This window comes from Serratia sp. PL7 (assembly GCF_945957435.1).
Window position 1 is genome coordinate 57,423 of sequence record NZ_CAMFLB010000020.1, and the last position, 18,320, is coordinate 75,742.

The window sequence follows — 18,320 nt, forward strand, 5'->3', positions numbered from 1 at the left end:
TGCCACCATCAATTAAAAATAATCTATCTTGTATTTTATAGACGTATTAAAATCGCCTGCTTTTATTTTTCCAGCATCGTGCGTCAAGGCTAAATAGTACTTGATACTGATTCCACCCTCGCTTAGTAAGTGTTGAGATAATGGAATCCCGGGTAAGGAAGGTTTGAATTTTTCATCAGAAAGGGCGACACCTACGCCCTGACTTGAACCTTTATTAATGAAGAGGCCATTGTTATTTTCTCCATTAAATGTAATTTCAAAATACCGCCAATTGCTTGCGTTTGGGTTTAACTTTTCCAACGTGCAGTTAATCAAATTGATGCTAAATGGTATGCTCGTACTACGCCCATTTCTCTCTAATTCGCCGACTGTGATCACACCTAAATCTACAGTTTGATTTAAGCTGTTCATATCAATGGTGCAGGCGCTTTCGATAATGCTGCCACGCATATTCAATCTTCCATGGCCAGCATCTTTGCCAACAACAGGATTAATAAAAATAATGTCGAGACATAAAAGTAGAAAGAATATGGTTTTTTTCACGATTTATTCTCGCTTTAAGCAGACACGAAAAGTAAATACTTAACGTGCCTGTATTAAAGTTACTTATCTGAATTATTATTCGTAAGCAAGCGCGTAGTTAGCGATAGAGGTGAATTCACCTGGGATAATAGAAACACCCGGACCGGTATCACCCTGAAGATAAGCAGAGAATACTAACGTATTGCTTCCGTCCATAATCAGTTGCTTAGCGGTAGGAGTACCAAACTTAATTGGAGTACCTGCGCCATCGGTCAGAACGATACTTGCACCTTTCGCAGAACCAGTAATACCCAGCAGGTCTGTATTATTTGCTGATGCTGGACCAGTAAAGGTTGCGGTTACGCCAGGAAGAGAAGTTGTATCACATTTCTCTAGGTCGATTTGGAAAGTAACAGGAGTTGATTTCCCACCATCTTGCAAAGCAGTTGAAGAAATCTGACCCAACTCAATGTTCTGGTTAGAGGTGCCTGGGGTAATTGAACAAGGCGCTTCAATGATTGAACCTGTGAATTTGATCTGACCTTTACCTGCTTCAGTAGCAACAGCAAATGCATTAGACATAAAACCGGCAGCAACGACCAGTGCTAAAATATTTAATTTCACCTAATTTCTCCTTTGTGATTTTCTACTTTTCATAGAAAAGTATTTTCCTGCCCTAATGTTCCTGGCCTTTATAGGTGACTACACTCACTTCACCACAAATCCACTTAACCTGATTGGGCAGAAGGACTATAGGGGGAATTTATATCGCGTTCATCCAAAACAAGCTCAAATAACATTTATCCAATTAAAACAGATGGTTATGATTTTATTTTTTGTTAAGGATAATGCGTCATTCAATTGATTTAATACTTTTTCAGGGTGGTTTTAAAAAGTTATGCCTTAGAGACGGTAAACAGGTGAGGCAGGATGAGAACCTTTTGTGCGGAATACTCTGTATCTCACAGGGACAAAGGAAAAAGGTAGAAATGGCGTACTGTCTGCACTGATCTGAGAAGCCAGCTGAGCAGATACTGTTTGGATAACCCTGGACGGGTAATGGAAGATATTCTGGAGGGGCCTTCAGACTTCGTGCTAGCGGATAGTCGGGGAAGAATTATCCGGAAGAGGTAAAAAAAGAGACCGCTACGTTATCCGTTACGGCCTCCTTCAAAACTTAACTGGCAATCATCAGGTTTTTAGGAAGAATTAAAAAACACCTGGCGTGCATATAACTGAGAGTTAGTTATAGTTATAGTTTTAGGAATGTATTGGTTGAGTAATAAAATATGTTCTTTAATTAGTTACATCTGAAGTTATTCTCAATGTTTTCTGGTTAAATAAATCCTAAGTATAATAAACTAGAGTCGGCATAATCTATACCTATAATAATTAATCAACGCTTTATTGAAATCCCCTTTTCGTTCACATCCTATTTTTTTCATTATTCTCATGCGATAGTAGCTAACAGTTTTAGAGTGAATCCCCAGCAATGAGCCTATAAATGATGGAGTAAAACCATTATATAGATAAAAGCATATACGCTTCTCTCTCTGGTTTAGACTCCAGAATGAGGAGTGTTCACGTACCCGGAATTGTTGAGAATGAGCAGGGTTCTGTGAGTTTAGCATTTTGTCAAAATAGCTTAAATTGCAATCCTCGCTTGATATGAAAGAGACAGACCGTGAAATCTCTTCATTTACCCCAAGCCCCAGCATATGTAAAAAGTCCTTATCTGCAATAATGACGTGTGAGGTTTTTCTTAAGTAAGAGTTTCTATGAATATCTTCATAAACAGAGAGTACTTTTCCAGAGAGATAACACTGGATGGAAATACCAGCGTTTAGTTTTCCTGGTGCTATCTTACTGATGGTGTTTTCAATATACTTTACGACACCTAGACTAAAGTACATATTGTCTGTGACTATATAATAGTTAATATTTTTGACAGGGGAATCATAAGATAATTTGATTGCTCCATTATCCATAATGGTTCCATGTAGCCCATCAACCTCAGGCAGGCAGTTAAATTCACTCATGATATTAATCTCATCTCTCTTATAATTCTTAATTTCTATATGTATAGAAAATAAGGCTAAGATAAACTAGCAAATGAGAAGTTGTGTCTCTTTGCGTTGTTGGTAAGAATTATCTGACTTCAATGTTAGCTATTCTAAGAATAAAGTAAACTCAATAAAAATTAATAAGCTTTTTTTGGGTTTTGGTGGGGAATGATGTTAATGACTCAACCCCCGCGTACCAACATAGAGGTTCTTAATTTACGAGTATAACAATATGATATTTAAGGATAAAGATTGTGTTAAGCTAAATTGTTTCTTTATGGGCGTACTGAGAATACCATCCTTGAAGGCGCTACCGACTCGAAAATTCTGATATTAATGTCGATAACCACAATGTTAAAATTATAACAAAATATCAAGGGGTTAATGCGACTTAAATGACTTTCCTCCCCATGTTGATAATGAAAATGTTAAAATAACACCATGGCATCAAGTAATTAATGCGACTGAGGTATTAGTTCTGTGAAAATTGCCAATCTTCGTCATAGTTGAAACCATTGATCACCAAAGAAACCATAACTAATTGATACTAATCAGTAAATAATAATTCATCGCGAAATTACCTTACTAAGTACAGTGTTAATTTAAGGCGATGGCCTGCTCATTTATTGGTCTTACAGAAAATTCTTAGACACAGATCAAAGCGAGAGCCGTAGCTTAATGTCATAATATTCACATTATTTAATGGAGGTAATGTAATGGATAACGTCATTAAGACCAGCGACCAGGAGACATCATCATGCTTTGTGATCGCGGATGCTGTTATCTTTTGTCCCATGGAAAATATTTTTAAATCAATTAGTAATGGAGTTGAGTTCCCTATCCTTGTCTCAGCTTCTGAATGTTTTCTCCACCTGATAAAAAATCATGGAGTCCTCATCACTAAGGGCACTCTCATGCAAATAGGGTGGGAGCAATATGGGCTTCATGTCAGTGACAATACGTACTATCAGAATATCCTCACTCTGCGTAAAGGGCTCAGGCAATGTGGTATTGATTGCGAAGTGATCAAAACAGTCCCCAGAAAAGGTTTATTGATACCGAGTTCTATTAAAATTATACCGTTATCTAGTGGCGTTCAGGTTGTTCAAGAAGCTCAAGAAGCTCAAGAAGCCCAAGAAGTCCAAGGCGTACAAGGCGTACAAGACGTTCAAGGCGTTCAAGGCGTTCAAGGCGTTCAAGGCGTTCAGGCCAACATCTCAACTATTTCACCACAAGATCAAGTATCTGCTCGCCCAGTTGAAGAGATACCAGTACAAACCCAAGTTTTAACGCATCATCCAGAATCATTAAGAAGTAAGCGAATAATGCATTTTGCCTTTGGCATACTTGCATTCATATCGTTATTCGTCGGAGGGGGAGTATTTCTTTCGGAGAGCTACTCATCAATGTTTCATAATATTGGCAATATAAATGGTTGTCGGGTTAATATTAATGAAAATAGAAGCACAGAAGATGACTTTTATAAGTTTAATGCTAAAAATCCGGTCAGTTGTCAAGGTGACGAAGTAGTCTATTTCTCAACTTTTCAGTTCATACCCAGGGTTTCCGTTATAAAGTGCCGGGATGAGTTTTCGTATCTAAGCCGAAATGATTGTATCTCCAATTACTATATAGAGAATCAATCGTGATTAAAAAATCGTTTTTTTTATTTATATATGCATCAGCCATTGCTATTACATTCATAATGCTAGGCAAATGGTTGTTTACAGGCGTTGGTTATTGGCGTGATGCGCACTTTTCGTGCGATACAACGCTCATTGTCAAGAAAGAAGATAGTGAAATTTCGCTGGTAATGACATATTTTTTAAACGGGGATAATGGTTTTGTGGTAATAAAAGGCCAGCTAGAGAAAGAGAAACGTCAATACAATGTGAGCCGCAAAACCTATTTTAGTATGCACAAAACGGGGCATTTATTGCATGTAAAATCAACATTAACTGTCAAAACACCAGCCGATGACACCTTAATGCCTGATTTAAAGGATATTTTGCCTGTCTTTTATTTAGAAAAAGACATGAGAATGGAGATAGCTGTTGATCGACAGGGATGGAATGGTTACCTGTTTTCCACAGGATATGTTCCTTCATTTTATTGCAAAAGAACATAAATATCGTGAGGCTAAAAATCGAGAGTTGCAATAAGTACTAAGACAAAAATAAATTGCAAAATTTGCGAAATAAAAAATCCGAACGACATACAGGCTAGGAAGGCGCTATTTAGCCACAGCCTGTGGTGCCTTTCATTACCCTGCATGACGATTAGAACAAAATACTTTGGGCGAGAGTTATGCGTTCAGATTATTGCTGGCCATCGGCGGCCAGCAGCGTTTGATCGTGAAATTACCCCTATTAAAATAGGGGAGTTGAGCGCTATTTCGCCTGGGCTAACACGTTACCTTCCCAACCCTGTTGGGCATAGTCGTTAAGATGTGCGATCTTACGCACCGGTTGCCCTTGGCTGAAGTTGATGTTATGCAGAGGAACCCAGACCTGCGAGGCCGCAAAGGCCGACTTGAAGTGATATTCCGCATGGCTCAGATCTGAAATCGCCGTCCAGTAAGTCCCGATGCCTTTGTTTTGGTCCGGGCGCTTGCTGTATTTGGCATACATGTCGGTGACCTTTTGTTCGCTTGGCTCTGCCGGTGAGCCGATCGGGTAAGCCACATTATTAAGCACCGATAAGATGAAGCCCTGTGCCTGATTTTTATTGTCCGGCTGCGGCAGGTTTTTCAAATCATAGCTGGCACGAACCAGGCGTTCATCCGCTTCCAGGCCGCCAGGGATCTCGCTGCGCTTGGCATTCTGGTACTTGGCCAGGTTTTTGAGTTGTTGGTCGTAAGAAGGGGGATTGGTCATCACCCGATAATTTTTGTCGTGATAGATGTTCACTTTGCCGTTATCGATCTCGATGATGGCCGAGTCACCGCTAACGTCTTCGATCGCGATGTGTTTGGTATCCGAAGCGTAATCGATAGGCATATGGGCGGCGGCCAGGCGCACATCGCTACGGATGGCTTTAACTGCTTCCTCAACGGTGGCGTAATTATCCAGGATATAGCTCAACCAGGCGCGGCTTTCGATCACCGGCTTGCCCTGATTGTCCTGCTGCACCTGGCTGCCGTTCATATAAAACAGCGTATGGCCCGCTAGCCCCTTTTCATTCATACCGTCCATTGGGAACACGCCATCGGCGTAAACCACGACGCTGCCGTAATGGGTTTGCCACTGGGCGGCGTTCTTCGCATCCCCACCGTTATGCGCAATCCCGCGTGGCGTGATCACCAGTGAGGGATCTACCGGCCCGAAGAAATCCAGATTACGGGCGCTAACCATATAGCCCGGATACATATTCATAAAGGCGCGGGTGCAGGCTTGCGCCCCGGTTGCCAGGCTGGCGCTGAGTGCAGCACCTACCAGTAGGGCTGATACGCTGTGTGTGAACTTTTTCATGGTTTTTTCCTTACCTGAATGAGGTGAACAAAATAATGGTAAGCCCGCGAACTCATATCGTAGAGTGGATGAACGGGGGAAAATCCCCCGCAATTTTGTGGAGGAGAGATGGGGAAGATAGGTTTTTCGTTGGCGCAGATTGAAGCTTTCGCCAGCGTTTGCGAGACCGGCAATCTCACCCAGGCCGCCAAGCGGTTGGGGAAGGATCGCACCACCGTCAGTGAACTGATCGAAAATCTGGAGTTGGATCTAGGCTATTCACTGTGCGATCGCCGTACCCGCCCATTACAACTGACCGAGGCGGGACAACGCCTTTACCGGCAAGCTCGGCTGTTTTTGCAGGAGGCAGAGGCCCTTAGCCTGCTGGCCCAGCATATTCCGCAGCAGGTGCGGCAGAAACTGACACTGTGCTATGACCCGTTTACTCCGCGTGCTTTTTTAACGGAACTGGCGATGTTTTTGGGCCAGCGCGGCATTCAGCTTGACTTGCTGATGATGGAGCGTGGCGAGGGTGAGCTGGCGTTGGCAGACGATGTGGCGGATATTGGCGTTTATCAGGCGATCAACCGCTCGATTGGCGAAAAATTTAAGTGGCGAGCCCTGGGGGCTATTGAGCTGGCCGCCTATGCTCGCGAGGGTTTTTTCCCCGCAGGTAGCCCGGTCACCTTGCTGTCGCTGGCATCCAGCACCCAACTTATTCCCTTTTATGACCTGCCCGAACCGATGGCGAAGCGCTTGCAAATCGCCGATCGCATTCAGGTCGTCAATGAACCAGCGTTGCTGCAAACGTTGTTAACCGCCGGGCTGGGATGGGCATTCCTGCCAACACATCTGAACATGCAGCACTTGCCGCAGGTAGAGCGGCTCGATACGGAATTGGGGAAACAGGGGTTGATGCACCCGATGGTGGCACTGTGGAAGCCTGGGGCCAATAGTGAATTGCTGAGCCTGATCGAAAGCATGCAGCAGATCTTTGATGGTTCTGTGGTGGCTTGAGAAACAATTCGCCCCCTTATCTGGTGTCACGCTTGCCAGCTAAGGCGACTCATTTCCCCTTATCCAAGGTATGCCACCAAATTTTCAGACTCACTCGATCGGTCCCCTCTCCTTTTGGGAGAGGGTTAGGGTGAGGGGCATTACCGCTCGTCTTTCTGCTCTTCAGCCTCGACCTTACGGTACCAGCGGGGGTGATGCTTCTTCGCCCAGCGGCGGCTGACTTTGCCTTCAATCATGCCTTTGATCGAGCCTTTCACCCAGAATGCCATATACATATGGATCAGAATGGCGTGGATCAGGACGATCGCCGACGCGGCGTGGATCAACAGCGCATAGCGGATCACCGGGATCGGGAAGCTGTGGGCGAAATAAGGGCGCCAAATGATAATGCCGGTGATCAACAGCACGAAAATCATGCTCATGATGCTCCAGAACATCATCTTCTGGCCGGCATTATATTTGCCGACGTCAGCAACCTTATGCTCATTGCCCTTCAACACTTCCACGATGCCTTTGACCCACGGCAAGTCCTCTTTCTCGGGGATGTTATGCTTCACAAAGCGGAAGAACATAAACATCAGCGCGATAAAGATCAGCACGCCAAAGAAAGGATGCAGGATACGGCCCATCTGCGGCGTACCAAAGGTCTCGGTCAGCCATTGTAGCGTTGGGAAGAACAGCGCAATGCCGGACAGCGACACCAGGAAGAAGCAGATGACTACCGTCCAGTGACAGGCCCGGTCGATAAACTTGGTGCGAACGATCATTTTACTTTTGCTCATGATGGTCCTCCTCGTCTTCATCATCCACTTCCTTGTTCGGGCCAATGCCGATGTAGTGGTAAATCAAACCGGCAAAGGTGGCGATAAAGCCCGCCACGGATAAAGGTTTGAGCACGCTTTTCCACAGCCCGATCGACAGATCGATATGCGGGTCTTTTGGCAGATTGTGGTACAGCTCGGGGTTATCGGCATGGTGCAGTACATACATCACGTGGGTGCCGCCAACGCCTTGCGGGTTATACACGCCCGCATGCTCAAAGCCGCGTTTCTTCAGCTTTTCGACCCGCTCTTGTGCCACGTCCAGCATTTCTGCCTTGGTGCCAAAGTGGATAGCACCTGTCGGGCAAGTCTTCACACAGGCCGGTTCCTGGCCCACGCTGACGCGGTCAACGCACAGGGTACATTTGTACGCCCGGTTGTCTTGCGGGTTCAGCCGTGGAATATTGAACGGGCAGCCGCTGATGCAGTAACCACAGCCGATGCAGTGCTCGGACTGAAAATCCACGATGCCGTTGGCATATTGGATAATCGCGCCAGCAGACGGGCAGGCCTTCAGGCAACCTGGATCTGCGCAGTGCATGCAGCCATCCTTGCGGATCAGCCATTCCAGCTTGCCGTTCTGCTCCACTTCCGAGAAACGCATCAGCGTCCAGGATTTGGCACTCAGATCGGCGGGATTGTCATAAACCCCGACGCAGTGGCCCACTTCATCGCGAATGTCGTTCCATTCGGAACAGGCCACCTGACAGGCCTTGCAACCAATGCAGGTGGAAACGTCAATCAGCTTGGCGACCTCAACCTTGTAATCACGCGCTTGCGGAGGCGGTGTCAGGGTGTTGGTGGCCGAACGTTTGATAATGTCTTGGGATTGCATGGACATAAATTCGGCTCCTTACACCTTTTCCACGTTAACCAGAAACGCCTTGTATTCCGGCGTTTGCGAGTTGGCATCGCCGACAAACGGCGTCAGGGTGTTGGCCAGATAGCCTTTGCGGGCAGCCCCTTCAAAGCCCCAATGCAGTGGAATACCGATGGTGTCGACATCCTGCCCGTTAACCTTCAGGGTTTGCAGACGGCGGGTCACCACGGCTTTCGCCTTGATAAAGCCGCGTTTGCTGCTGACCTTGACGGTATCGCCTTGCTCAATCCCTTTCTCTTTCGCCAGACGTTCACTGATTTCCACGAACTGTTCCGGCTGCATGATCGCGTTAAGGCGCGCGTGCTTGGTCCAGGTGTGGAAATGCTCGGTCAGACGATAGGTGGTACCGACGTAAGGGAATTCGGATTTGTCACCCATGCGCTTGGCGTCAGACGGATAGAGACGGGCCGCCGGGTTGGAGATCACGTTTGGATGCAGTGGGTTGGTGCCCAACGGCGTTTCAAACGGCTCGTAGTGTTCCGGGAACGGCCCTTCGGCCATTTTGTCGAGCGCAAACAGCCTGCCAAGCCCTTCCGGTTGCATGATGAACGGCCCAACGCCGCTGCCCGGGGCGGCGGTGTTGTAGTCTGGAATATCATTCCCGACCCACTTGCTGCCGTTCCATTCAATCAGCATGCGCTGCGGATCCCAAGGTTTACCCATTGGATCGGCGGAGGCGCGGTTGTAGATAATGCGGCGGTTCAGCGGCCATGCCCAGGCCCAGCCCAGCGTGTTGCCCAACCCGGACGGATCGCTGTTATCACGGTTGGCCATCTGGTTGCCCTTGCTGGTCCAACTGCCGGTATAGATCCAGCAGGCTGAAGCCGTGCTACCGTCATCGCGCAGCATCGCGAAGGAATCCAGCAACTGGCCTTTTTTCGCCAGCAGATTACCGTTGGCGTCATACAGATCTTCCAGCGCGTAGCCGTTGCTGTCTTTGGCCACTTCCTCGGATTCTGGGTGATCTGGCCGTTCATAGTGCCAACCCATCTTCAGTAACGGTTCGACACCTTTACCGCCCTCGCTGCCATACATCTGGCGCAGGCGATGGTACAGACCGGCCAGGATCTCGCCGTCGGTAATCGCTTCACCTGGGGCATCGCCGCCTTTCCAGTGCCATTGCAGCCAGCGGCCGGAGTTGGCAATCGAGCCGTCTTCTTCGGCAAAGCAGGTGGAGGGCAGCCGGAACACTTCGGTTTGGATCGACGCGGTATCGACATCGTTCATCTCGCCGTGGTTTTGCCAGAAATTGGAGGTTTCCGTGACCAGCGGGTCAATGATCACCAGATACTTCAGCTTGGCCAGTGAGGCGACCACCTGATTTTTATCCGGGAAGGAGGCGACCGGGTTAAAGCCCTGGCAGATATAGCCGTTGACCTTATTCTGATCCATCATCTGGAAGTACTTCATGACGTCGTAGGACTGATCCCACTTCGGCAACCAATCAAAGCCCCAGTTATTCTCTTTCTGAGCAGCGTCGCCATAGAAGCTTTTCATCAGACTGACGAAGAATTTGGGGTAATTGCTCCAATAGTTAACCTGGCCAGGTAGGGTGGCCTTTGGCGTATTGGCGGCCATATAGGTAGCCAGATCGGTCTGTTTATCCGAAGGTAGCGTCAGGTAACCCGGCAGGCTGGTGGACAGCAGGCCAATGTCGGTCAATCCCTGAATGTTGGAGTGACCGCGCAGGGCGTTGATGCCACCACCCGCCATGCCCATGTTGCCGAGCAACAACTGGATCATCGCCATGGTACGGATGTTCTGCGCGCCGACCGTGTGCTGAGTCCAGCCCAGGGCGTACAGGAAGGTGGAGGTTCGGTCTGCTGCGCTGGTGGAAGCCAGGACTTCACACACTTTCAGGAAATCTTCCTTCGGGGTGCCGCAGATGTTTTCCACCACTTCTGGCGTGTAGCGGCTGACGTGTGCTTTCAGCAGGTTCCAGACGCAACGCGGATGCTGGAGCGTATCATCACGCAAGGCATAGCCATCTTCACCAAACTGGTAGTTCCAAGTGGTTTTGTCGTACTGACGTTTTTTTTCGTCATAACCGCTGAACAACCCGTCTTCAAACGTAAAGTCATCCCGGACCAACAGGTTGGCGTTGGTGTAATGCTTCACGTATTCAGCGTTGATCTTGTTGTTGGAAATCAGGTACAGCAACACGCCCGACAGGAAGGTAATGTCGGTGCCGGAGCGGATCGGCGCGTAGATATCGGCGACCGAAGCGGTACGGGTAAAGCGGGGATCGACGACGATTAACGTGGCGTCGTTGTTGTTTTTGGCTTCCATCGCCCAGCGGAATCCCACCGGATGCGCTTCAGCGGCGTTGCCGCCCATCACCATCACAACGTTGGCGTTTTTGATATCAACCCAGTGGTTGGTCATCGCACCGCGACCAAATGTTGGAGCAAGACTTGCTACCGTTGGTCCGTGTCAGACACGCGCTTGGTTATCAACTGCCAGCATGCCCAGCGATCGGACAAACTTTTGTGTCAGCATGCCGGTTTCGTTACTGGCTGCAGAGGCGCATAACATCCCGGTGGAGAGCCAACGGTTTACCGTCACGCCAGCGGCGTTGGTGGCTTCGAAGTTGGCATCCCGGTCATTTTTCATCAGCCTGGCAATGCGGTCAAAGGCCTCATTCCAGCTGATACGCTGCCATTTATCTGAACCCGGCGCGCGATACTCAGGGTAACGCAGGCGGCTATCGCTGTGGATATAGTCCAGCAGGCCGGCGCCTTTCGGGCACAGTGCCCCGCGGTTTACCGGGTGATCCGCGTCGCCTTCGATATGGAAAATCGTCGATTTGGCGTTTTTTGCCCCATCGCCCAGGCTATACATCAATAAACCGCAGCCTACGGAACAGTAGGTACAGGTGTTGCGGGTTTCTTTGGCGCGCAATAGTTTGTAGTTGCGCGTTTCCGCTAACGCAGCCTTTGGCGCGAAGCCTAATGCTGCCACCGTGGTCCCAGCCATCCCGCCAGCGCAGATTTTAAAAAACTGTCTGCGATTGACGTCCATTGCTTTCCCTAATGCTTATCAGTGGTTTTTTAGTCATGGCAAACTAACAGTAATAACCCAAGCGTTATTGAGGGAAATCAACATAAGGGAGAGTTAGCGGGAAAATACTCCTTAATAAGTAGCCAGCGGTGCGGGGAGTAATCCTTAATTTATCGCCATCAGCTGAAATTCGGTAAGTGGTTAATTTAAATTATTAATTTCAAGTGAAAACTATCTGTGAATATTGTAGATAAACCTGTTTCACTGATTGCCAGGCGAATTATCGACGGCATTTACTTATCCATTTCCGAATGGGTATGGTTTTTAAGTGGTTATTTTCTTGCAAGAAATAGAGTTAATTTGGAATTTGTTTCGCAAAGTTAATACGCGATCCGATCGAATCGTTGAATAGTTCGTTTTGCAAGCAACAATAGGTGGGGAACTAGCCGCGAGAATGACGGATAGATTTTTTAAGGACGGAAACCCATGATGCAGACCTACCTGACGTTGCGTGCGTTGGCGAGGGGGATTAACCCAGAAACGGGGGAGTTTTTGAATCACACCTCGCTGGTTCATTCCCCAGAGACGATCCGGATGCTGTTTGCCCTGGCGGATGAGTTTTACGCCGAGCGAGAACGGGTGAAAAAGGCAAAGTTATCGCCCGAGGAGCGGCGGCAGAAAAATATTGCCGTGGGTAGGCCCGCTAACTTCAATTTCCCCTGGTCGGAAGACGACAGGAAGCTATTGGAGGAAGGCTATAGCGGTGGCAAAACGATAGAGGCGTTAAGCGTGGAGCTTGGGCGTTCACTGCGCGGCATTGCGGTTCAACTTGAAAAGATGGAGCTGATCACCGAAGAGCAGGCCGCCGCTTATAATTGACCGGGTTAAGCCTCCCTTCTGGAGGCCACTTGTCCGCTAGCTTCAATCTACCGGCGAGGTGGGTAGGCGAACGATGTCCTGATTGTCGTTACCCATCCAATAGACGCCTTCTTTTGCCCAGAAGGGGCCTTCGACAAAGTCGAGCAGGTCGGAATACTCTTCGTAGAGCTGCTTGCCGTTTTTGTCATAAACCCGCATGTAGCCCGAGTAATGCCCGCCATCGCCTGGCATGGTGAAGCGCGGAATAAACTCGAAGGTTTTATAATTGCGCACCACATACTGCTGGTTAGGGCTCCACTCTTCGTATCGCAGTGTCCCTTGTTTCCACCACAGGTAGCTGCCAACAATGGCCGCCACCAGGATCGCCAGCGCTGCCCAGCGCTTACGCTCGCGTACCAGAGTTTCCTGGCTTTTTATTTTTGGCATCAGTGTCAGACCCATTCCAATTTAGCTTTTGACCAGCATACCAGCACCGCCGCTTTTACTGACCTATGTCACATACATCGGCCGTATCAATCTCTATCATGCTGCATAACGTCCGAGGTTCGGAGTTATTTGGAGTCACACCCCTCATGCAGCATCCTACCTTCCCGACGCCATTTCCCTGTTTTCCGTATCACCAACCCCACTGGGGTAAAGGATCTTATCGTGGAGACATCAACGCCGTCTACGGCACAGTTTTATGCCTTGCGTCTGTTACCGCAACAAGACCTGCTGGCTGCACTTCGTGATTTTATCCGGCAGCAGGGTTTGCGTGCCGCCTGGATCAGCGGTTGCGTCGGTAGCTTGAGCGACGTGGCGTTGCGCTATGCCGCCTGCGAAGACCCCACGTTATTGAGCGGAAAATTTGAAGTGGTCTCACTGATTGGCACGCTGGAGGCCGGAGGCGAACATCTGCACCTGGCGGTGGCCGATGAGCATGGCCATATGACCGGCGGCCATGTGATGGCAGGTTGCACCGTGCGCACCACGCTCGAATTGGTGATTGGGGAATTGAACGATGTCGTATTTAACCGACAACCTTGCGCGCTTTCGGGCTATGACGAATTAAACGTCGAGCAACGCTAATTTTCCTACTAGTTGAGTGAGGTTGTTATGGCACGTAATGGGTTATCGAGTCAGACGTTGGTGTTGATGGTGATTTCAATAGCCATCAACATGATCGGCGGGCAGTTGGTATCGATGTTGAAGCTGCCTATTTTTCTCGATTCTATCGGTACCTTGCTGAGTGCAATCCTCGCCGGGCCGATTATCGGCATGTTGACCGGTTTATTGACCAACCTGGTCTGGGGCCTGCTCACTGGCCCGATAGCGGCGGCATTCGCTCCGGTGGCGATGGTGATTGGTTTGGTGGCTGGCCTATTGGCGAGCATCGGCTGGTTCAGGACATTACCGAAAGTGATCTTAAGCGGAGTGGTGATCACCTTGGCCGTAACGATAGTTGCCGTGCCGATCCGTACCTATCTCTTCGCTGGGGTCACTGGCAGTGGTGCAGACTTCTTTGTCGCCTATGTGCATTCGATGGGCAGCAACCTGATCGAATCCGTCGCAATGACCGTGCTGGGGATTAACCTGATAGATAAAGTGCTGGTTGCCATCATCGTCTGGCTATTGGTGCGTAATATGTCGCAGCGAACCCTGCGTAATTTCCCTGCAATGGCCGCCGTGCGTTAATGCACCCGTTTACCTCGCTGGCTCTTTGGCTGGTGCTGGGTACCAGCAGCTTGCTGATGCCGTTTGGTTATCCGTTGCTAGCCTATAGCCTGGTGAGCTTTCTGTTGCTGATCCTGATGAAAAGAACAAGGCATCGTTGGCGCTATGTGGCGTGGATCATGTTACCCATGGCGGGTGGATTATGGTTGGTGCATAGCGGTTGGCTGGCGTGGTGGCTACGGGGTGAGGCGCGTGATGATAGCGAAATGCTCAACGCTGCCGCGCTCTGGCTACGCTTGTTGGCGTTGCTGAGTTTTGGGCAAATCTGGCTGCAATACGTGCCGCCGCAGCGTGTTATTCGCGCTCTGTTTGCCAGCCGTTTGCCGCTCGGGCTGGCCTACCTGCTGGCAGGGCCGTTGCTGGTTGCCGAACAGCTGCGCGCGCAACTGGCCGCGATTTACCAGGCACAGCTGGCGCGAGGCGTACCGCTAGACGGTTATTGGTATCAACGGTTGCGCTACATTCCGGCATTGGTTATCCCGTTAACCCACAGTGCGTTGAATGATTTAACCGCGCGCAGCACGGCGCTGGATATGCGCGCTTTTCGGCTACATCCCAGACGCACAACGCTGTGGGCACCGAACGATAGCCCGCTGCAACGTAGCGTGCGCTATGGCTTGCTGTTGGTAGCGGCATTGGAAATAGGAGCCTGGCTGTGGTTGTGGCACTGAATGCACTGAGCTTTATTCCTCAAGGTAGTATCTGGCAGTTGGAAAACATCGATCTACATTGCGAGGTTCCAGGCTTATATGGCATTAGCGGTGGGAATGGCAGCGGAAAAACCACGCTTGCCCAACTGCTGGCAGGCTGTTTCCCCGATTTTTTACCCGGCACATTTCAGGGGCTAGGACAGGTCCTCGGTGATGAAATAGGTTCGCGCCCGCTGGTTGAAATGGCGCAGCAGGTGCAGCTCATTCAACAGGCACCCCAGTTGCAACTCTCCGGTTGTACCTTCACGGTCGAAGAGGAGATCGCCTTCGGGCCGGAGAATCTGTGCCTGGATGAAGCCGAGATCATGGCGCGTATCGAACAGGCGCTGACGTTCACCGATTGCCACGCTTTACGCCATCGTCACCCGGCCACGCTCTCTGGCGGCGAAGCGCAGCGAGTGGTGCTGGCCTGTGCATTAGCGATGCGCCCTCGGTTGTTATTACTGGATGAAGCCTTTAGCCGTCTAACCCCCGATGCTACCACCAAGCTGTTACAACAGCTGGCCACCTACGCTAACCAGCAGCAGTGCGTGATTTTGCTGTTTGAACGGTCGCTCACCAAGGTTGCCGCTTATTGCCTGCAAACCTGGGCGCTGGAGCAAGGCAGGCTCTCATTATGCTAACGATTGAATCGCTGGAATATCAGTGGTCAAGCGTGAGCGGACCCGTCATTAACGGTTTGGATCTCACCATTGAGGCAGGGGAATGGGTGGCCCTGATCGGGGATAACGGCGCCGGGAAATCCACGTTATTACGCCTGATGGCCGGGTTGCTAAAACCGACCGGCGGCAAGGTTTTCTTACAGGGGCGAAATATTGCCACCCTTAAAGCGGCACAGCGTGCGCCGTTGCTGGGAGTATTATTTCAGGAAGCGGAACGGCAGATATTTCGCAACCGGGTACGCGATGAGATCGCTTTTGGCTTACGCCATCAGGGTGTGCGCGGCGATAGTCTGGAGCAGCGAGTTGCCCAAACGCTGGCGCTTTGTGAGCTAACGGATGTAGCGGATGCCCATCCATTGGATTTACACGCAGGGCAGCGGCGTATGGTAGCCGTTGCTAGTCTCGCTGCCGTTGCGCCGCCTCTGCTGCTGTTGGACGAACCCAGCCGTGACTTTGATAACTATTGGTTGGGGGTATTTACCCGCTGGTTAGCGGTTTGCCGTTCGCAAGGCACCACCGTGCTGGCCATCAGCCATGATTATGCTTTTGTTAAAACGTACTTTCCGCGCGTGATCCGTTTGGCCGATGGGGTTATTGCGGAGGATGGTGATGCGGCGCGGGTATTGGGCTAGCCTTCAACTCCATCATCGTTTTATCCCATTCTTGACGCATATCGAGTGATGATTTTCCCTGGTTTTTTCTTACCGTATCAACGGCTGCCTGCGCATATTTGGACATAGGAACACCTCGATTGGTGATATTAAAAAGCCCGCGGTTATGCGGGCTCTCTGTTCAATGATGACGCTTAAAACTTACTCGATATTCTGAATTTGCTCGCGCATCTGCTCAATCAACACCTTCAGCTCAATCGCTGAGGTAGTCACTTCGGCATTGATCGACTTGGACGCCAGCGTATTCGATTCGCGGTTGAATTCCTGCATCATAAAGTCGAGGCGACGGCCAACGGCTTCTTTCTTCTTCAGGATGTTGTGCGTCTCTTTGACGTGCGCTTCCAGGCGGTCCAGCTCTTCGGCGACGTCGATACGCTGTGCCATCAGCACTAGCTCCTGCTCCAGGCGAGTGTTTTCCAACTGCACCTGGGCTTCTTCCAGCTTGCTGACCAAACGTTCGCGCTGCCATTGCAGGATATTAGGCATCTGGGCGCGTACTTTGATCACTTCGGCGCTCACGCCGTCGAGGCGTTGCTCGATCAGAGCTTTCAGCGCGGTGCCTTCGCTTTCGCGTGCCACGATGAAATCATCCAGTGCGCCTTCCAGCGCCTGCATCAGTTCGTTGCTGATGAGGTCCAGATCCTGTTCCTGAGCGGACATCACGCCCGGCCAGCGCAGGACGTCGATTGGATCGATTTCCCCTTCGTCGCTCTGCATTTTGACCCAGTTGGCGGCTTCAACCAGCTGCTTGGCCAGTTTTTCGTTCAGGATCATCGAGCTTTGTGCGCTTGGGTCGAGCTCAAAGCGCAGGTTGCACTCCACTTTGCCACGCGTCAGGCGGCCACGGATACGCTCGCGGATCACTGGCTCGAGGCTGCGGAACTGCTCAGGCAAGCGGATGTAGGTTTCTAAATAGCGTTGGTTAACGGAACGCAGCTCCCAAGCTGCGCTGCCCCATTCACCCTTGATTTCACGCCGGGCGTAGGCGGTCATGCTGCGGATCATTGTGCGTACCCGTAAATAGGAAAAGATGGAACGATTATAGCGTTGCACCTGCGGGCAGGATAGGCATAACGTCACGAAGCCCGTATAATGCGCAGCCAAACGTTAATAAGAAGCCGGAGAGAGCCCATGCGTCCTGCAGGCAGAGCACCACAACAAGTTCGCCCCCTGACACTGACCCGTCACTACACGAAACACGCTGAAGGTTCAGTGCTGGTTGAGTTTGGCGATACCAAAGTTTTGTGCACCGCCACGGTAGAAGAGGGCGTTCCGCGCTTTTTGAAAGGCCAAGGGCAAGGGTGGATCACCGCAGAATACGGCATGTTGCCGCGTTCGACCCACAGCCGTAATGCCCGCGAAGCGGCCAAAGGCAAGCAGGGTGGCCGTACGTTGGAGATCCAGCGTCTGATCGCTCGTTCACTGCGTGCCGCGGTGGATCTGAAAAAGCTCGGTGAGTTCACCATCACTCTGGACTGCGATGTGCTGCAAGCCGATGGTGGTACCCGTACCGCTTCTATCTCCGGAGCCTGTGTGGCACTGGCCGATGCGCTGAATGCGCTGGTTGCGGCCGGTAAACTGAAAGCCAACCCGATGAAAGGGATGGTGGCCGCAGTTTCTGTCGGTATCGTTGGCGGCGAAGCGCTGTGCGATCTGGAGTATGTGGAAGATTCCGCCGCAGAAACCGATATGAACGTGGTGATGATGGAGGATGGCCGCATGATCGAGGTGCAAGGCACCGCCGAGGGTGAGCCGTTCAGCCACGATGAGCTATTGGCGCTACTGGCGCTGGCCCGAGGGGGCATCGAAACCATCTTCCAGGCGCAGAAAGCGGCGCTGGCAGACTGATTTTTAAAGGCGACCAAGCAGTCGCCTTTTTTATGCCCGGAAATCGGGCTGCAATAGAACTAAAGTTACCGACCAAATTAGGAGA

General features: G+C 50.2%; 19 protein-coding genes. 10 read left to right on the forward strand and 9 right to left on the reverse strand.

What is annotated here, in order from left to right; all coding sequences use genetic code 11:
- Nucleotides 1-12: 12 nt before the first annotated feature.
- From N6G83_RS41300 to N6G83_RS41310, 3 genes are all read right to left on the reverse strand, one after another.
- Entirely contained in the window at nt 13-543 is a 531-nt protein-coding gene (locus N6G83_RS41300) for a fimbrial protein (RefSeq protein ID WP_152529901.1), read from the reverse strand.
- 75 nt (nt 544-618) lie between these two features.
- Nucleotides 619-1,146 carry a fimbrial protein gene (locus N6G83_RS41305; RefSeq protein WP_024527848.1) on the reverse strand — a complete coding sequence of 176 codons (528 nt, stop codon included), beginning with the start codon at nt 1,144-1,146 and terminating at the stop codon, nt 619-621.
- A 737-nt stretch (nt 1,147-1,883) separates the two neighbouring features.
- On the reverse strand, nt 1,884-2,561 hold the full coding sequence (locus tag N6G83_RS41310) for a LuxR C-terminal-related transcriptional regulator (RefSeq protein WP_211135457.1): 678 nt from the start codon (nt 2,559-2,561) through the stop codon (nt 1,884-1,886).
- Between the two features lie 740 nt (nt 2,562-3,301).
- Between N6G83_RS41310 and N6G83_RS41315 the strand changes: the two genes are divergently transcribed.
- Nucleotides 3,302-4,234 (forward strand): hypothetical protein, encoded by a 933-nt coding sequence (locus tag N6G83_RS41315; RefSeq protein WP_260524155.1) that lies wholly within the window; start codon nt 3,302-3,304, stop codon nt 4,232-4,234.
- Entirely contained in the window at nt 4,231-4,713 is a 483-nt protein-coding gene (locus N6G83_RS41320) for a hypothetical protein (protein ID WP_260524156.1), read from the forward strand. Before N6G83_RS41315 ends, N6G83_RS41320 begins: the two co-directional genes overlap by 4 nt.
- Before the next feature lie 262 nt (nt 4,714-4,975).
- On the opposite strand, the gene N6G83_RS41325 is transcribed toward N6G83_RS41320, so the two are convergent.
- Complete coding sequence (locus tag N6G83_RS41325; protein WP_211135737.1) at nt 4,976-6,055, reverse strand: linear amide C-N hydrolase; 1,080 nt, start codon at nt 6,053-6,055, stop codon at nt 4,976-4,978.
- Nucleotides 6,056-6,163: 108 nt separating this feature from the next.
- Between N6G83_RS41325 and N6G83_RS41330 the strand changes: the two genes are divergently transcribed.
- Complete coding sequence (locus N6G83_RS41330; RefSeq protein ID WP_211135736.1) at nt 6,164-7,051, forward strand: LysR family transcriptional regulator; 888 nt, start codon at nt 6,164-6,166, stop codon at nt 7,049-7,051.
- Nucleotides 7,052-7,191: 140 nt separating this feature from the next.
- Here N6G83_RS41330 and fdnI read toward each other — a convergent pair whose 3' ends face one another.
- Genes fdnI through fdnG form a run of 3 tightly spaced genes read right to left on the reverse strand, consistent with a single transcriptional unit; the run spans nt 7,192 to nt 11,773 of the window.
- On the reverse strand, nt 7,192-7,833 hold the full coding sequence (gene fdnI, locus N6G83_RS41335) for a formate dehydrogenase-N subunit gamma (protein WP_211135735.1): 642 nt from the start codon (nt 7,831-7,833) through the stop codon (nt 7,192-7,194).
- A complete protein-coding gene (gene fdxH, locus N6G83_RS41340; RefSeq protein WP_024527856.1) occupies nt 7,820-8,713 on the reverse strand; it encodes a formate dehydrogenase subunit beta in 894 nt (297 codons plus the stop codon). The genes fdnI and fdxH overlap by 14 nt, the downstream gene beginning before the upstream one ends.
- Nucleotides 8,714-8,725: 12 nt before the next feature.
- Nucleotides 8,726-11,773 (reverse strand): formate dehydrogenase-N subunit alpha, encoded by a 3,048-nt coding sequence (fdnG, locus tag N6G83_RS41345; protein WP_211135734.1) that lies wholly within the window; start codon nt 11,771-11,773, stop codon nt 8,726-8,728.
- A 468-nt stretch (nt 11,774-12,241) separates the two neighbouring features.
- Between fdnG and N6G83_RS41350 the strand changes: the two genes are divergently transcribed.
- Nucleotides 12,242-12,631 carry a hypothetical protein gene (locus N6G83_RS41350; protein ID WP_211135739.1) on the forward strand — a complete coding sequence of 130 codons (390 nt, stop codon included), beginning with the start codon at nt 12,242-12,244 and terminating at the stop codon, nt 12,629-12,631.
- 42 nt (nt 12,632-12,673) lie between these two features.
- Here N6G83_RS41350 and N6G83_RS41355 read toward each other — a convergent pair whose 3' ends face one another.
- Entirely contained in the window at nt 12,674-13,057 is a 384-nt protein-coding gene (locus tag N6G83_RS41355) for a hypothetical protein (RefSeq protein WP_024527860.1), read from the reverse strand.
- A gap of 219 nt (nt 13,058-13,276) precedes the next feature.
- On the opposite strand from N6G83_RS41355, the gene N6G83_RS41360 reads away from it, so the two are divergent.
- From N6G83_RS41360 to N6G83_RS41380, 5 genes are read left to right on the forward strand one after another with little or no spacing between them, the layout of a single operon-like run.
- On the forward strand, nt 13,277-13,699 hold the full coding sequence (locus N6G83_RS41360; RefSeq protein WP_029710950.1) for a PPC domain-containing DNA-binding protein: 423 nt from the start codon (nt 13,277-13,279) through the stop codon (nt 13,697-13,699).
- Between the two features lie 27 nt (nt 13,700-13,726).
- Nucleotides 13,727-14,305, forward strand: a complete 579-nt coding sequence (locus tag N6G83_RS41365; protein WP_098929405.1) for an ECF transporter S component — start codon at nt 13,727-13,729, stop codon at nt 14,303-14,305.
- Nucleotides 14,305-15,015, forward strand: a complete 711-nt coding sequence (locus N6G83_RS41370; RefSeq protein ID WP_211135733.1) for an energy-coupling factor transporter transmembrane component T — start codon at nt 14,305-14,307, stop codon at nt 15,013-15,015. Before N6G83_RS41365 ends, N6G83_RS41370 begins: the two co-directional genes overlap by 1 nt.
- Nucleotides 15,000-15,677, forward strand: coding sequence for an energy-coupling factor ABC transporter ATP-binding protein (locus tag N6G83_RS41375; protein WP_409529735.1), 678 nt, complete (start codon nt 15,000-15,002; stop codon nt 15,675-15,677). Before N6G83_RS41370 ends, N6G83_RS41375 begins: the two co-directional genes overlap by 16 nt.
- Nucleotides 15,671-16,348 (forward strand): energy-coupling factor ABC transporter ATP-binding protein, encoded by a 678-nt coding sequence (locus tag N6G83_RS41380; RefSeq protein WP_211135732.1) that lies wholly within the window; start codon nt 15,671-15,673, stop codon nt 16,346-16,348. Before N6G83_RS41375 ends, N6G83_RS41380 begins: the two co-directional genes overlap by 7 nt.
- A gap of 180 nt (nt 16,349-16,528) precedes the next feature.
- On the opposite strand, the gene N6G83_RS41385 is transcribed toward N6G83_RS41380, so the two are convergent.
- The gene (locus N6G83_RS41385) at nt 16,529-17,392 is read right to left on the reverse strand and encodes a YicC/YloC family endoribonuclease (RefSeq protein ID WP_021181835.1); all 864 of its coding nucleotides are present in this window, start codon (nt 17,390-17,392) and stop codon (nt 16,529-16,531) included.
- A 126-nt stretch (nt 17,393-17,518) separates the two neighbouring features.
- Between N6G83_RS41385 and rph the strand changes: the two genes are divergently transcribed.
- Nucleotides 17,519-18,235: a ribonuclease PH gene (gene rph / locus N6G83_RS41390; protein ID WP_024482927.1), complete on the forward strand. Its 717-nt coding sequence runs from the start codon at nt 17,519-17,521 to the stop codon at nt 18,233-18,235.
- Nucleotides 18,236-18,320: the final 85 nt, after the last annotated feature.

Coding starts and splice junctions, on each gene's coding strand:
- N6G83_RS41310 (WP_211135457.1), bottom strand. CDS start 2,561: ATGAGTGAATTTAACTGCCTGCCTGAGGTTGATGGGCTACATGGAACC.
- N6G83_RS41315 (WP_260524155.1), top strand. CDS start 3,302: ATGGATAACGTCATTAAGACCAGCGACCAGGAGACATCATCATGCTTT.
- N6G83_RS41325 (WP_211135737.1), bottom strand. CDS start 6,055: ATGAAAAAGTTCACACACAGCGTATCAGCCCTACTGGTAGGTGCTGCA.
- N6G83_RS41330 (WP_211135736.1), top strand. CDS start 6,164: ATGGGGAAGATAGGTTTTTCGTTGGCGCAGATTGAAGCTTTCGCCAGC.
- fdnI (WP_211135735.1), bottom strand. CDS start 7,833: ATGAGCAAAAGTAAAATGATCGTTCGCACCAAGTTTATCGACCGGGCC.
- fdxH (WP_024527856.1), bottom strand. CDS start 8,713: ATGTCCATGCAATCCCAAGACATTATCAAACGTTCGGCCACCAACACC.
- N6G83_RS41350 (WP_211135739.1), top strand. CDS start 12,242: ATGCAGACCTACCTGACGTTGCGTGCGTTGGCGAGGGGGATTAACCCA.
- N6G83_RS41355 (WP_024527860.1), bottom strand. CDS start 13,057: ATGCCAAAAATAAAAAGCCAGGAAACTCTGGTACGCGAGCGTAAGCGC.
- N6G83_RS41365 (WP_098929405.1), top strand. CDS start 13,727: ATGGCACGTAATGGGTTATCGAGTCAGACGTTGGTGTTGATGGTGATT.
- N6G83_RS41370 (WP_211135733.1), top strand. CDS start 14,305: ATGCACCCGTTTACCTCGCTGGCTCTTTGGCTGGTGCTGGGTACCAGC.
- N6G83_RS41380 (WP_211135732.1), top strand. CDS start 15,671: ATGCTAACGATTGAATCGCTGGAATATCAGTGGTCAAGCGTGAGCGGA.
- N6G83_RS41385 (WP_021181835.1), bottom strand. CDS start 17,392: ATGATCCGCAGCATGACCGCCTACGCCCGGCGTGAAATCAAGGGTGAA.
- rph (WP_024482927.1), top strand. CDS start 17,519: ATGCGTCCTGCAGGCAGAGCACCACAACAAGTTCGCCCCCTGACACTG.